11 protein-coding genes are annotated in these 13,454 nt (G+C 66.4%); 3 read left to right on the top strand and 8 right to left on the bottom strand.

What is annotated here, in order from left to right; genetic code table 11:
- Positions 1-11 precede the first annotated feature (11 nt).
- The 5 genes from EAH73_RS15290 to EAH73_RS15270 are packed head-to-tail and all read right to left on the bottom strand — an operon-like array spanning position 12 to position 5,937.
- A complete protein-coding gene (locus EAH73_RS15290; protein WP_140468058.1) occupies positions 12-1,187 on the bottom strand; it encodes an ABC transporter permease in 1,176 nt (391 codons plus the stop codon).
- A complete protein-coding gene (locus EAH73_RS15285; RefSeq protein WP_240047276.1) occupies positions 1,187-2,446 on the bottom strand; it encodes an ABC transporter permease in 1,260 nt (419 codons plus the stop codon). The genes EAH73_RS15290 and EAH73_RS15285 overlap by 1 nt, the downstream gene beginning before the upstream one ends.
- Before the next feature lie 9 nt (positions 2,447-2,455).
- Positions 2,456-3,145 carry an ABC transporter ATP-binding protein gene (locus tag EAH73_RS15280; protein WP_410503768.1) on the bottom strand — a complete coding sequence of 230 codons (690 nt, stop codon included), beginning with the start codon at positions 3,143-3,145 and terminating at the stop codon, positions 2,456-2,458.
- A gap of 17 nt (positions 3,146-3,162) precedes the next feature.
- Positions 3,163-4,677, bottom strand: coding sequence for a TolC family protein (locus tag EAH73_RS15275; protein ID WP_140468054.1), 1,515 nt, complete (start codon positions 4,675-4,677; stop codon positions 3,163-3,165).
- Positions 4,678-4,689: 12 nt separating this feature from the next.
- Positions 4,690-5,937: an efflux RND transporter periplasmic adaptor subunit gene (locus EAH73_RS15270; protein ID WP_140468052.1), complete on the bottom strand. Its 1,248-nt coding sequence runs from the start codon at positions 5,935-5,937 to the stop codon at positions 4,690-4,692.
- 396 nt (positions 5,938-6,333) lie between these two features.
- Between EAH73_RS15270 and EAH73_RS15265 the strand changes: the two genes are divergently transcribed.
- A complete protein-coding gene (locus EAH73_RS15265; RefSeq protein ID WP_140468050.1) occupies positions 6,334-6,912 on the top strand; it encodes a hypothetical protein in 579 nt (192 codons plus the stop codon).
- Positions 6,913-6,917: 5 nt separating this feature from the next.
- On the opposite strand, the gene feoB is transcribed toward EAH73_RS15265, so the two are convergent.
- Positions 6,918-9,083, bottom strand: a complete 2,166-nt coding sequence (gene feoB, locus EAH73_RS15260) for a ferrous iron transport protein B (protein ID WP_140468049.1) — start codon at positions 9,081-9,083, stop codon at positions 6,918-6,920.
- Positions 9,084-9,094: 11 nt separating this feature from the next.
- Entirely contained in the window at positions 9,095-9,352 is a 258-nt protein-coding gene (locus EAH73_RS15255; protein WP_240047275.1) for a ferrous iron transport protein A, read from the bottom strand.
- Positions 9,353-9,605: 253 nt separating this feature from the next.
- Between EAH73_RS15255 and EAH73_RS15250 the strand changes: the two genes are divergently transcribed.
- On the top strand, positions 9,606-10,472 hold the full coding sequence (locus tag EAH73_RS15250; RefSeq protein WP_161599568.1) for a carboxypeptidase-like regulatory domain-containing protein: 867 nt from the start codon (positions 9,606-9,608) through the stop codon (positions 10,470-10,472).
- A gap of 123 nt (positions 10,473-10,595) precedes the next feature.
- A complete protein-coding gene (locus EAH73_RS15245) occupies positions 10,596-11,492 on the top strand; it encodes a carboxypeptidase-like regulatory domain-containing protein (RefSeq protein WP_140468043.1) in 897 nt (298 codons plus the stop codon).
- A 346-nt stretch (positions 11,493-11,838) separates the two neighbouring features.
- On the opposite strand, the gene EAH73_RS15240 is transcribed toward EAH73_RS15245, so the two are convergent.
- Entirely contained in the window at positions 11,839-13,269 is a 1,431-nt protein-coding gene (locus EAH73_RS15240) for an alpha/beta hydrolase family protein (protein ID WP_161599567.1), read from the bottom strand.
- Positions 13,270-13,454: the final 185 nt, after the last annotated feature.

Here is a 13,454-nt window from a genome sequence, read left to right as displayed (position 1 = left end):
AGGCAGGAGGATTATTCTTCGCGCAGGGCCACGGCGGGCTGGATGCCCGCCGCCAACCGGCTGGGGTACAGCGCGCACACCACCGTGAGCAGGTACACAAGGCCGGCGGCCAGGGCCATGGCCGTGAGGTACACGCCCACCCGCACGCCCAGCACGCCCAGCAGCGGGAACTGCGCCGCCGCCAGCAGCCCCAGCGCCAGCCCGAAGGTGGCCACCACCAAAATCTCGCCCACAATTTGCCCGCTGATGCCGCCGGCGCTGGCCCCGATGGCCCGCCGCAGCCCAATCTCGGACCGGCGCTGGTTGATGGTTTGCCACAGCACCCCGAACAGGCCCAAGGCCACGTTCACAATGAGGAACACGCAGGTGATGACCAGCGCCACCAGCGGCGTGAGCACCGTTTTCATCTGCTTGTCGCGCGACTCTGAGAGCGGGGTGATGTTGCTGCTCCAGCCCGGGCCGATGGCGCGGATGTCGGCGCTCATCTGCTTTTCCAGGGCCCCGCCGGCGCCGGGCTGCACGCGCACCAGCAGCGTGCGCAGGTGGTCGAAAACGGTGTCCTGCACGCCGTTGCGCAGGAAAGTAGCCGGCTTGGGGTTCGCAAAGTCGCCGTCGGCGCGGTAGGCTGCCGCCACGCCCACAACGCGGCGGTTTCCATCGGCTTCGACGAGCTTGCCCACCGCCGTTTCGTGCGGAAACAGCAGCTCCTTCAGGTCGTGCGAGATGACGGCCACCGGGGCCCCATCGTCGCGCCGGTCGAACCAGCGGCCTTCCTCTAGGGGCACTTGCAGCACGTCGGCGGCCGCATCGTCTAGGTAGTAGACATTGCTGGTGGGCCGGAACCCCTTTTCCCCGGGCCGCCCAACATCGCTCTGGCTGTGGCTGTTCGTGAACGGCGTGTTCGAGGCGGTGCGCGTGACGGCGCGCACGCCGGACAGCGACTTAATGCGTTGGATAATTTGCTGTTGGGTGGCGTAGCGCTCGGCTTTGGGCTGCACGCCAGGGTCGAGGCTCACCTCCCACACTTGCTCGTAGGCGAAGCCCAGCGGGGCCCGGTAGTTCTGCCAGCGGTACACCAGCAGGCTGCCCACCACGAACAGCACCACGAAGGCCAGGAAAATCTCCACAATCAGCAGGGCGTTGGCCCGCTTGCGGTTCCAGATGAGGGTGAATAAGTGCTTCAGCATTACTTGGTTCCTCCTTTTAGGGCCTGAATGGCGGGCAGTTTGGACATTTTATAAGCAGGGTACACCCCCGACAGGATTCCGAAAAACAGCACCGCGCCCAGCGCCACCGCAAACACCCGCCCGTTCAGGGCGAACTGCGCGTACTCGATGACGCTGCTGCCGTTGAGCAGGTGCAGGGCCCCGGCGGCCAGCGCCAGGCCCAGCACGCCGCCCAGCAGCGTGAGGAAAATGTTCTCGACCAGGAACTGCCCCACCAGCCGCCCCGCCGTGGCCCCGAAGGCCTTGCGCACCCCGATTTCGGATGAGCGCTCCAGCATCCGGCTCACGTTCAGGTTCACCAGGTTCAGGGCTGGCAGCAGCATGAACAGCAAGGCCACACCCAGCGCCACGCGCCCAAACCAGGCCACGCCGTCGTCGGGCCCGTCGTCGTCGGTCACGAGGCTGCGCACCGTGAAGCCCAGCAGCGTGTTGGCGTACACCCGCAGCTCGGTGTATTGCTTGGGGTCCTGCACCGGCACGTGGCGCATCACTTGGTCGAATTCTTCGCGCATGGCCGGCAGGGCTTCGGCGCTGGGCGCCAGCAAGATGGCCATGCAGTTGCCGAAGTAGTTGGGCTCGTGCACGTCCACCGTCAGGCCCAGCGGAATCCACACGTCGGAGCTGGTGAGGGTGCGCGCGGCGGGCACGTCGCGCACCACGCCCACCACCCGGAAGGCGGTGCCGTCGGTTTCGATGGGGCGACCCACCGCACTGGCCACCGCGCCGAAGTAGCGGCGGGCCGTGCTCTCGTTGATGACGGCCACGTGGGCGTCGGTGCCCACCTCCTGCACCGAGTAGGGCCGGCCGGCCAGAAAATCAAAGTCCAGCACTTGCCAGAACACGCCGTCGGTGCCCTTCTGGCTGAGCTTCAGCTTGGTATTACCCACGTAGGCCACCGCGTAGCCGCCGCTCGTGGCCAGCGACACCTTTTCGGGCGTGCGCAGCGGCCGCACGTAGCGGTTCAAAAAGGAATAGCTGGGGTTGGAGTTGCCCTGGCTGTTGGGCGACCACAGCCCCAGGTGCGTCACAAACAGCAGCCGGTCCACGCGCTTTTCGGGCGTGTGGGGCCCCACCGTGTGGTCGTACATGGCGTACACCACCAGCAGGATCATCAGCGTGAAGCTGATGCCGAACAAGCTGATGAACGTGAAGAACTTGCGCCGCTGCAAGACCTTCCAAGCGATTTTTAAGTAACTGATGAGCATGGTATTGGCGCGCAAAAGCGTGAATTAGCCGACCTGGCTGCCGTCGAAAAGGCGGATGAGGCGCTGGGTTTTCAGGGCCTGCTGCTCGTCGTGGGTCACCATCACGATGGTGGTGCCGTGCTCGCGGTTCAGGCCCAGCAGCAGGTCCATGATTTCCTCGCCCATCACCGAGTCGAGGTTGCCGGTGGGCTCGTCGGCCAGAATAATTTCCGGGGCCCCGGCCAGGGCCCGGGCAATGGCCACCCGCTGCCGCTGCCCGCCCGAAAGCTGGCTGGGGAAGTGGTTGGTGCGCGCGCTCAGCCCCACCTTGTCCAGCGCGGCCAGGGCCCGCTGGCGGCGCTCCTTGCTGCCCAAGCCGGGCCGGTACAGCAGCGGCAACTCCACGTTGTCGAGCACCGCCAAGTCGTTGATCAGGTGGTAGCTCTGAAAAACGAAACCGATTTTCAGGTTGCGCAGCCCGGCCAGTTCCTTGTCGGAGTACGACTGCACGGGGCGGCCGTCCACGGCCACGGTGCCGTGGGTGGGCTCGTCGAGCAGGCCCATCAAGCTCAGCAGCGTGGACTTGCCGCACCCGCTGGGCCCCATGATGGACACGAACTCGCCGCGCCCGATGGTGAGGTTGATGCGGTGCAAGGCCACCGTTTCGATGGTCTTGGTCTGGTAGATTTTCTCGATGTCGGTGAGCTGGAGCACCGGCGCGGCGGAGGTTTGCATGAGGGAGAAAGAGGAGGTTAAGAAGGGTCGTCGCTGAGGGCAACTTGGCGGTCAAAATCGTAGAGCGTGAGGGCCCGCAGGCGGTAGTGGGCCACCCAGCCGGCGCGCAGCGCCAGGATGTAGCCGCGCCGGGCCCCGTCCTTGGCGGCTTGGGCAATGATGAGGTCGGTGAGGCTGAGGCGGCCGGCTTCGTAGGTGGCGCGGGTGATGGCGTAGCGGCGCTGGGCCAGCGAATCGGCGCGGGCGGCCAGGCCCACCTGCTGGCCCAGGGGCCCCAGCTGGCGGGCCTGGGCCAGCACGGTTTGGGCAAAGGTGGCCTCGTCCTGGGCCACGTTGCGCTGCTCCTGGTCGCGGTTCAGCTCGGCGGTGCGCACCAGGCTGTGGCGGCGGCCCCAGTCCACGAGCGGCAGGCTGAAGGCCAAGCTGACCTGCTGCTGGTTTTGCAGACTCAGGTAGCTGGCGCTCAGGCGGTCGGCCTGGTTCACGTAGCCCAGGTTGGCCAGCAGCGTGGCCTGGAAGCCGGTGGTGCCGCGGGCGTAGGCCACGTCGCGGGCCGCCAGCAGCAGCCGGCGCTGGAAGGCCAGGGGCGCGGCGCGGTGCTGGCGGGCCTGGGCCAGGGCGTCGGTGGGCACCACGGGCGGGGCCGGGGCGGGCACCGGCACGGCCAGTGCGGCAATGGCCCCGGCCTGGGGCCCCGGCAGCCCGGCGTAGGCGGCCAGGGCCACGGCGGCGTTTTCGGCGTCGAGGCCGGCCTGGGTTTGGGCCTGCTGGGCGTTGAGCAAGTTCAGCTCCAGCTGGATTAAGTCGCTCTGCGAGAGGCGGCCCAGGCGGTAGCGCTCCTGGCCCACGCGCAGCAGCTCGGCGGTGGCGCGGGCGTTTTGGGCGGCCACGGCGGCGTTCACCTGCTGCACCAGCACGTCGAAGTACAGCTCGGTGGCGCGCTGGGCCACGGTTTCGCGGTCTTCGGCGTACTGGCGCTGGCTTTCGCGGTAGCGCAGCGGCTCCACGGCCCGGGCCCAGCGCAGCGGGTTGAAGTAGCCGATGGGCTGCGTAAATCCCAGCGTAAAGGGCTGGTTGTTATACTGCTTGGTGCTGTCGTTAAAGTTATCAACCCGCTGCACCTGCGAGCCCAGCACCACCTGCCCGCCCGTCAGGCCGATGTTCTGCGTCACGGCCACGCCCAAGGTCGAATTGTTATTGCGCACCGATTTGAAGGCCAAGGTACCGTCGGGCTGCACCACGGGCGTAATCTGGTGGTTGAAGTTGGGCAGCACACCCGTCAGGCCCAGCTGCGGGCGGTAGTTGGCCTGATAGGCGCGGTAGGCCCAGTAGCCGGTTTCGCGGTTGGTGCGCGCCTGCTGGCCCACGGCGGCGCGGCCCTGGGCCTGGGCCACCACGGCGGCCAGCGTCAGGCTGTCGGGGGCGGCGGGGCCCTGGGCGCGGGCGGTTATGCTACTGGTTAGCAGGCCAATTACGCAAGCGGCAACCGCACTACAGCGCAGGTTTGCTACTAAAGTGGAGAGCGTTTTCATGGGCGGCGCGCGTTAGTCGTGGAGTGCCAACTCGGGCGTTTCCTGGTGGTCCTTCATGTCCGACACCACCACCTCGTCGCCGGCTTGCAGGCCGCTGGTTATCTGCACGTAATCGAAGTTGCTGTCGCCGAAGCGCACCACTTTCCGCAGGGCTTTGCCGCCGCGCACCACGAATACCGCCTGCTCCTGCCCGCCCTGGTAGAAGGGGCCGTTTTTGATGCGCAGCACGTGCGGGTGGGCCCGCGTGATGACGAACACGTCGGCGCGCAGGTTGGCGCGCAGGGCCGGGGCGTGGTCGTTGGCCAGCTGGGCATAAAAGGTCACCACGCCCTTGTCCACGGCCGGGCTGATGCTGGCCACGGTGCCGCGCAGGTCGGTGCCGTTGGCGCGCACCACCACTGGGTCGCCGGGGTGCAGCTGGCCCGCGTAAGCATCTGAGAGCGTGGCCCGCACCCGGAACCGGCTGAGATCGGCCACCCGGGCCAGGGGCTCGCCGGCGGGCACAGCGGCCCCCAGGTTGTCGTTCACCCACGTCAGCACGCCCGGCTGGGGGCTGCTGATGTCGGCCTGCCGCAGCTTGCCGGCCAGCTCGGCAATGCTGCGCTGCTGCATCGACACGGTGTAGCCCAGTTCGCGCACGTCGGCGGCGCTGGCCCGGCGCTGGTTGGCGAGCTGGCGGGCCAGGCGGTCGGCTTCGAGGCGGGCCACAGCCAGGTTCAGCTCGGCCTGGCGCACGGCCTCGGCCGTGCCGCCCCCAATTTCCAGCAGGTGCTGCTCATCGCGCAGCGTCGATTGCAAGCTCCTGACCTTCACCGCTTGCGAGGCCGCTTGGGCCCCCAGGTCGTTGAGGTGGCCTTCGAGGGCCAGGCGCAGCTGGTCGTTCTTGTTCTGGTTGCGCAGCTGCTCGTCGTCGAGCTTGGCCAGGGCCCCCTGCGAGGCCTCTTTATCAAGCTCCAAAATGGTTTGGCCGGGCGCCACCTGGGCCCCCACGGCCACCGCCACCCGCCGGATGGTGCTGGCGATGGGGCTGGAAATCACGGCTTCGTGCGCCGGAATGATGGTACCGGCCGCGGTGAGGGCGGCTTCCACGTCACCGGTTTCTACGCGGGCCGTCAGCACGTCGGCGCGGCGCAGGCTGGGCTGCAAGGCCTTGCGCAGGCCCCACCAGCCGGCCACGGCCAGCACCAGGGCCCCTAAGCCCAGCAGCCACTGGCGGCGGCGGCGGTTCGTTTGAACGGATGGGGCAAGGGCTCTGTCCATTTTCGGGCACTGTTGGGGTTGGTTCTACCCTACTTTGCCAAGCCGTGTGCCAATTTTACAACTATTTGTATTTCAGTTTGTTATACCATATTTAGGAAAATGGTAAGTCAAAAAAATTGTCCATTTATGGACACCTGTCCAGCATTGGACAGGTGTAGCGCGGACGCTGCGTGTCGGCGGCGCTGCCCGGCCTGTAGCGCGCGCTTTGTAATCCGCAGCGCTGAACGGCAACCGTTTGGCGATCATCGGCAAGACGAAGCGAGGGCCGCGGACTACAAAGGCCGCGCTACAGCGCGCCCGGCCCGTTCAACCCGCGGACTCGCAGCGTCCGCGTGACGGCGCAACTGACTTCTTACCTTTCGCCGCGTATAAACGGGAAACAGTCCCATTCATTCTATGAAAATTCGCCTCAGCTTTTTGCTTTTGACGGCTGCCCTGTTGGGGGCCGCCCCTACCCCGCAGCAACTGGTAGTGCCGGGCCGCAGCCTGGGGCAAGTGCAATTGGGCCTGGCCCCGGCCGCTGCCCACCTGCCCACCACGCCGCCCAACAGCACCGACGGGGCCATGGGCAAGGCCTGGGCCAGCTGGTACGGGGCGCGGCCGGCCCACGGGGCCCCCACCGAGCTGGACGTGTACACGGCCCCGCCGCCCGGCGACGACGGCAGCCACCGCTCGGTGCAGGTGGTGCGGGCCACGTCGCCTTACTTCCAGCTGGCCAACGGCTTGCACGCGGGCTCGCGCCTGCGCAACATTCGGGCGGCCTACGGGACCCTGCCGCTGGCCACCACCTACAGCGTGCCGGGCGGCGTGCGCTACCTCTACGATGCCGGCGCAAAGGGCATTGCCTTCGAAACCAACGGCAAAGCCTTGGATAGCAAGTGCACCGCCGTCATTGTGCACTTGCCCAAGCTGGCGGCGAAGAAGTTCTACGTGTCCATGGGCCAGTACCTGCACAACCGCACCAAGCCGCGCTAGGGGCCCTAGTTGCCCCAGATTTGCCACACCAGCACCGAGGCAGCGTAGGCCAGGCCGGTCATGTACACGAGCTGGGCGGCGGGCCAGCGCCAGCTCTTGGTTTCGCGGTAGGTCACGGCCAGCGTGCTCATGCACTGCATGGCAAACACATAGAACACGAGCAGCGAAAACGCCCGCGCCGGCGTGAAGAACGGTTGGCCGTCGAGCCCTTTTTCGGCCCGCAGCTTCTGCTGCACGGTGCCCATGTCGGCGTCCTGGCCCACGCTGTAAATGGTGCTCATGGTGCCCACAAAAACCTCGCGGGCGGCGAAGGAGGTGAGCAGCGCGATGCCAATTTTCCAGTCGAAGCCCAGCGGGCGGATGGCCGGCTCCAGGGCGTGGCCGAACGAACCGGCGTAGGAGTTTTCGAGGCGGGCCGAGGCCACCTGGCGGCTCAGCTCGGCCGGCGTCCAGCGGTGGATGGCGGCCTCGCGGCGGGCCTGGGTTTCAGCCACGGCCTGGCGCTGGCCGGGGCCGTAGCTGGCCAAGCCCCACAGCAGCACCGAGATGGCCACAATCACCTGGCCCGCCTGCCACACAAACGCCCGCACTTTTTGGTAGATGGTGAGGCCCACGTTCTTCCAGCGCGGCCATTTGTACACCGGAAACTCCATGATGAAGTAGCTCCGCTCGCGGGCCTTCAGCAGCACTTTCAGGAGCCAGGCCGAGCCCAGGGCCGAGAACAGCCCGAGTAGGTACAGGCCCATCAGCACCACGCCGCGCAGGTTGAAAAAGCCTACGCTTTCGGCCGGCACCACCAGCGCCACCAGCACCGTGAACACCGGAATGCGCGCCGAGCACGACATGAGCGGCGTCACGAAAATGGTGATCATGCGGTCCTTCCAGCTCTCAATCGTCCGGGCCCCCATGATGGCCGGCACGGCGCAGGCCAGGCCCGAAATCAGCGGCACCACGCTCTTGCCGCTCAGGCCAAAGGGCCGCATCAGCTTGTCCATGAGGAAGGTGACGCGGGCCATGTAGCCGGTTTCCTCCAGCACGGCCAGGAAGGCGAAGAGCAGCGCGATTTGCGGGATGAAGATGAGCACGCCGCCCAGGCCGGCCAGCACGCCCTCCGTGAGCAGCTTGGTGAGGGGCCCCGGCGGCAGGGTGTCTTGCAGCCAGCCGCTCAGGGCCCCAATGCCCTGGTCAATCAGGTCCATGGGGTACTGCGCCCAGGCAAAAATGGCCTGAAACAGCAAAAACAGCACGGCCAAAAAAATCAGGTAGCCGCCCACGCGGTGCGTCAGCACCCGGTCGATGCGGTTGCTGACGGGCTCGCGCTGCTCGGTGCGCGTCACCGTCACGGTTTCGAGCAGAATCTCGTTGATGCGGGCGTAGCGCCCGATGGTTTCGCTGGCCTGCTGGGCCGTGCCATCGAAGGCGTATTCCTGCACCAAGCCCTGCACGTAGGCGCGGTCTTCGTCGCTGAGGAAGGCGAGGTACTCGGCCTGCTGGGCGTAGTGCAGGGCCAAGTAGTCGCTGTGCAGGTGGAAGTGGGTGCGCAGCCGCTGCACCAGCGGGTGCACCGCCGAATCGGGCTGCCAGAAGCGCACGGGCGGGGCGGCCAGGCGTTCGGCCATCACAATTTTGAGGGCCGCCACCCCGATGCCGTTGCGCGCGTTCATGGGCACCACGGGCACGCCCAGCTCGGCCTCCAGGGCCCCCAGGTCGATGTGCACGCCGTGGCGTTCGGCCACGTCGGTCATGTTCAGGGCCAGGATGGCGGGCAGGCCCAGGTCGGCCAATTGGCTGAACAGCAGCAGGCTGCGGCGCAGGTTGCTGGCGTCCACCGTCACCACCACAAAATCGGGGTAGCCGGCGGCCGACGGGTCGTAGAGCAGGTCGGTGATGACGCGCTCGTCGAGGCTTTTGGGGTAGAGCGAGTAGGTGCCGGGCAGGTCCACAATCTCGGCGCGGCGGGCGGCCGTGAGCTGGGCCCAGCCGCTCTTGCGGTCCACGGTCACGCCGGGGAAGTTGCCCACCTTCTGGTTGAGGCCGGTGAGCTGGTTGAAGAGCGAGGTTTTGCCCGAGTTGGGGTTGCCAATGAGGGCGATGCGCACGGGGCGCACCGGCGCTTCCGGGGCCCCAGGGCCCGCGGCCGGCGCCGCCGCAAGTGTCCGAGCCTCTGCCATCCCGTTGGTAACTAGTCCTTAAGCAAAATAGTGGCCGCCTCGCTGCCGCGCAGCGAAAGCGTGTACTCCTCGTCGCCGAGCACCAGCATCAGCGGGTCGCCGAAGGGGGCGCGGCCGCTCAGGCGCACCGTCACGCCGGGCACGCAGCCCATGTCGAGCAGCTTGAGGGCCATCACGGGGTCTTCGAGGCAGCAAATGGTGCCGGTTTCGCCCACGCGCAAGTCGCGGGCCGAGCGCCGGGAAGCGGGAACGGGGGAAGGAGCAGCCACAGCAGGAGTATACGGCATTCTATTTAGAAAGGCTTTAAACAAAGGTACGCCACCGGCGCCAATCGCGGGGCCCCAAAAACGGGCCCGCGCGCGGGACCCCGGGCGCGGGCCCCCAAAACCACGGGCAGGAAATTCTTCGTAATTGTTTAAGACAATTTTTTTTCTAATATCTTTCGACCTGAATTTGCAGTATTTACCGCTGAACTATCTAATCATGTTAAAACGCTTACTTTTTATTGCATTATGCGGGGTTATGCTACCCGCCTATACTTACGCACAGTCCGGACAAGTGCTACTTAAGGGCACCATCGTCGACGCCACCACCAAGGAGCCCCTGCCCTTCACGTCCATCGGGCTGAAGGAGGAGCAAGTGGGGGCCCTGAGCAACGAGCACGGCCAGTTCGTGGTGCCCGCGCCCACCAAAAATGCGCAGGACACGCTGCTCATCATGGCCTTGGGCTACTTGCGCAAAACCGTGCTCGTGAAGCGCGGCGCTGCCCTCGACAACATCACCATTGAGGTGCCCAAGCAGGCCGTGGCCCTGAAAGAAGTGATGGTGAAGTCGGGCAAGATCAAAAACGCGGCCCTCGGCGCCAAAACCAACAACCCCGGCGAAGGCATGATCCAGGGCCAGGCCGGTTCGCAGTACGCCTTTTTTGTGAAGAACGACAAGCAGAAAAAGCTCGGCGCCGTGCGCACCGTTTCGTTCTACATCGGCGAGAACGGCTTTCCGCGCGAGCCCTTCCGCGTGCGCCTCTACAAGGCCGACGGCAACTACAACGCCCCGAACACCGACCTGCTCACCGAGAACGTGGTGGTGTCGGCCCCCCAGGGCGGCCAGTGGTACACCGTGGACCTGACGCCCTACAACGTGGTGGCCCCCGACGAGGGGTTTTACGTGGCCATGGAATGGGTGGTGAGCGGCGACAAGTTCTTCACCACCAACTTCATGGATGATTACACGCCCTACGGCCAGATCATGAAGCCCACGTTTGAATTCAAGGAGAGCCGCACCTGGACCTACAGCATCGGCAAGGGCTGGAACCTGATGACGCTGGCCAACGGCAGCGGCCAGCGCTACAACGCCATGATCAAGGCCGACGTGGACATGATCAAATAACCCACTGCCGCACAATTTATTAGGCTGCCCATTTTTATTTTCTGGGGCCCCGCGCTCAGCGGTGGGCCCCGCGTTCCGCCGCCGCGGGGCGCTCCATTCGCTACCGTTATACCTCCCGCTTCCATGCTGAAGAAACTCCTTTTTCTCCTACTAAGCGCCGGCTTGCTGCCGGGCCTGGCCCACGCCCAGGAGGGCCGCATCACCGGCCGCGTGGTGAACCAGGCCACCAAAGACCCCGTGGCGTTTGCCTCCATCAGCCTGCGCGACGAGGGCACCGGGGCCCTCACCAACGAGTACGGCTACTTCCAGCTGGCCATGCCCGAGCGCAGCCTCGACGATTCGGTGGTGGTGGTGGCGCTGGGCTTCCGGCGCACGGCCATCCGCATCAAGCGCGGGGCCACCATGGAAGACCTCATCATCGAGCTGCCCAAGCAGAGCGTGCGGCTGGCCGAAGTGACGGTGAAGGCCGCCCAAATGAAGCCCGCCCTGCTGGGGGCCCGCACCACGTCGCCCGGCATGGGCATGATCCAGGGCCTGCCCGGCTCGCAGTACGCGGCCCTGATGAAGAACGACAAGCAAAAAAAATTCGGCTACATCCGTTCCGTCTCGTTCTACATTGGCGAAAACGGCTTTCCCCGCGAGCCCTTCCGCGTGCGCCTCTACCGGGCCGACGGCAACTACAACGCCCCGAACTCGGACCTGCTGCTCGACAACGTGGTGGTGTCGGCGGCCCGCGGCGGCGGCTGGTTTGATGTGGACCTGACCTCGTACAACATCCCGGCCCCCGACGAAGGGTTTTACGTGGCGATGGAGTGGATCGTGAGCGGCGACAAGTTCTACACCACCAACTTCATGGACAACTACACGCCCTACGGCCAAATCCTGCGCCCCACCTTCGAGTTCAAGGACAGCCGCACCTGGCTCTACGCCATCGGCCGCGGCTGGAGCCTGATCACGCTGGCCAACGGCGCCTCGCGCTACAACGCCATGATCCGGGCCGAAGTAGACGCCAGTAAGTAAGCGGCCGGGGCCCCGGGCCAGCGCGGACTCACACAGCCGAGTACCTGATAGCCCCAGCGGGGCGGCCCATCAGTAGCAAGCACTCGACCAGAACAACAAAAGCCCCAGCGGGGCGGCCCAATCGTTCGGGCCGCCCCGCTGGGGCTTTACCTTTTACTCGGGGTTTTCTCGCTGACTGATCTATTGATTGCTACTGCGGGAGAGATGCTTCGACAAGCGCAGCATGACGGGCCACTAGCTTTCTGAACAGCTTTTTAACCGAACGACCTGGCTACCAACCATCGGCCCACCAAAAAGCCCCCGGCAACGCGAGTCGCCGGGGGCTTTTTGGTGGGGGCTGGGGGCCCTATTTTTTGGCGGGGCCCCGCTCGGTAATCCAGGCGCGGATGGTTTCTTCGGCCAGGGGCGAGAACGTGGCCTTGGGCTGGCCGGCCACCACGGGCCACTGCCCGGGCTCGGGCTGAAAGAGGTGATTTACACCAGGCAGCTTCTTAACGGTGACGCCCTTGTTGGCCTTGAGGCCTTTTTCGAGGGCCGCCAGATTGGCGTCGGCGCTCACGAAGCCATCGGCGGTGCCGTTGAGCAGCAGCACGGGGCAGGCCACAAACTTGAGGTTGGCGGCGGGGTCAAACTCCAGGAAGTAGCGGTAGCGGGGGGTAGTCATTTCGGCGGCGCGGCGCTGGGCGGTGGCCGCGTCGGTGGGGCTGTTGCTCTGGCGCAGCAGGTTGGTCACCATCACCCGGGCCAGGGCATTGTCGGGGGTGCGGCCGATGATGTCGAACACGGCCTGCTGGCGCTTGGCAATGGCGGCCACCTGGGCATTGTCGGTGCCGAGCTGGCGCAGCGTGGTGCTTTGCTGCTGGAGCACCAGCTCGCGGCCGGGCAGCCCGGCAGCGGCCAGCGCCACCACAAAGGCGGGCGGCAGCGGCTGGGCAGCGGCCAGCAGGGCCACGTTGCCGCCCTCGCCGTGGCCGATGAGGCCAAGCCGGGCCGAGTCGGCCTCGGGCCGGTTACGCAAAAAGCTGAGGCCCGCCTGCGCGTCGCTCACCAGCTCGGCGGCGGTGGGCTCGGGCCCGGGGGCCCCGCCCTGGCCTATGCCGCGGTCATCAAAGCGCAGCACGGCAATGCCGCGTCGGGTGAGGTAGTCGGCCAGCTGGCCCAGCGGGGCGTAGCCGTCCACGGCCCCGTTGCGGTCCTGCACGCCAGCGTCGCTCACCAGCACCACGGCCGGGAAGGGCCCAGGGCCGGCCGGCACCGTGAAGGTACCGGCCAGGCGCGCCGACGCCGCCCCGCCGCCAAACGTCACGTTTTCTTCGCGGTAGGGCGGGGTGAGGCGCGTGGAAGCGGCGGCCGCCACCGGCACGGCCGAGTGGGCGAGAGCCATGGCCACCTTGTAGCCGGGCTGCTGCCAGGTGCCCACCAGCTGCTGCCCCCCGGCCGCCAGCACGCCCACAAAGCGGCTGCCCGCGGCTGGCGCATACAATTGCACCGTGTCGTTGCGCTGCGTCACCTGCACCTCCAGGTGGCTCACCTTCTGCAGGGGCACGTCGAGGGTGCCGAAGTAATCGCCGCTGGTGAGCTTAAGAAACCGGAAGATGACCTCCAGCGAGCCACCGGGCACTTTCAGGGGGCCTTTCCAGAAGCCATCGAGGGGGCCGGGCTCGGCGGCGGGCCGCACGGGGCCCCCGGCGGCCGGCGCGGGGGCCTGGGCGCTGGTCGGGCGGGCGGCCAGCAAGAGCAGGCCCCAGCAGGCCCAAACAAATGGCTTTAATTGCATTCTGCGAGTAAACATTCCGCAAAATAACGATGCCGACGGGCATTTTGAAAGCGACCGATTGAACTATGTTTAGACGCTGGTACTTAACCAATTTCCTAAAGCACAAAACCGGGCCCCGGCCCCGCCAAGCCCTGCCCCACGGGGCAAAAACCTGGCGGGCCCGGGGCCCGGTTTTGCATTTTGGC

It is taken from the genome of Hymenobacter nivis (assembly GCF_006439025.1).
Lineage (GTDB): Bacteria > Bacteroidota > Bacteroidia > Cytophagales > Hymenobacteraceae > Hymenobacter > Hymenobacter nivis_A.
Note: the sequence above shows the minus strand (reverse complement) of the source record. Positions and strands in the feature narration are given on the sequence as shown.

Bases quoted from the DNA above. Each gene is read 5' to 3' on its own strand.
- EAH73_RS15290 (WP_140468058.1), bottom strand. From the start codon at position 1,187: ATGCTGAAGCACTTATTCACCCTCATCTGGAACCGCAAGCGGGCCAAC.
- EAH73_RS15280 (WP_410503768.1), bottom strand. From the start codon at position 3,145: ATGCAAACCTCCGCCGCGCCGGTGCTCCAGCTCACCGACATCGAGAAA.
- EAH73_RS15275 (WP_140468054.1), bottom strand. From the start codon at position 4,677: ATGAAAACGCTCTCCACTTTAGTAGCAAACCTGCGCTGTAGTGCGGTT.
- EAH73_RS15270 (WP_140468052.1), bottom strand. From the start codon at position 5,937: ATGGACAGAGCCCTTGCCCCATCCGTTCAAACGAACCGCCGCCGCCGC.
- EAH73_RS15265 (WP_140468050.1), top strand. From the start codon at position 6,334: ATGAAAATTCGCCTCAGCTTTTTGCTTTTGACGGCTGCCCTGTTGGGG.
- feoB (WP_140468049.1), bottom strand. From the start codon at position 9,083: ATGGCAGAGGCTCGGACACTTGCGGCGGCGCCGGCCGCGGGCCCTGGG.
- EAH73_RS15250 (WP_161599568.1), top strand. From the start codon at position 9,606: ATGCTACCCGCCTATACTTACGCACAGTCCGGACAAGTGCTACTTAAG.
- EAH73_RS15245 (WP_140468043.1), top strand. From the start codon at position 10,596: ATGCTGAAGAAACTCCTTTTTCTCCTACTAAGCGCCGGCTTGCTGCCG.
- EAH73_RS15240 (WP_161599567.1), bottom strand. From the start codon at position 13,269: ATGCAATTAAAGCCATTTGTTTGGGCCTGCTGGGGCCTGCTCTTGCTG.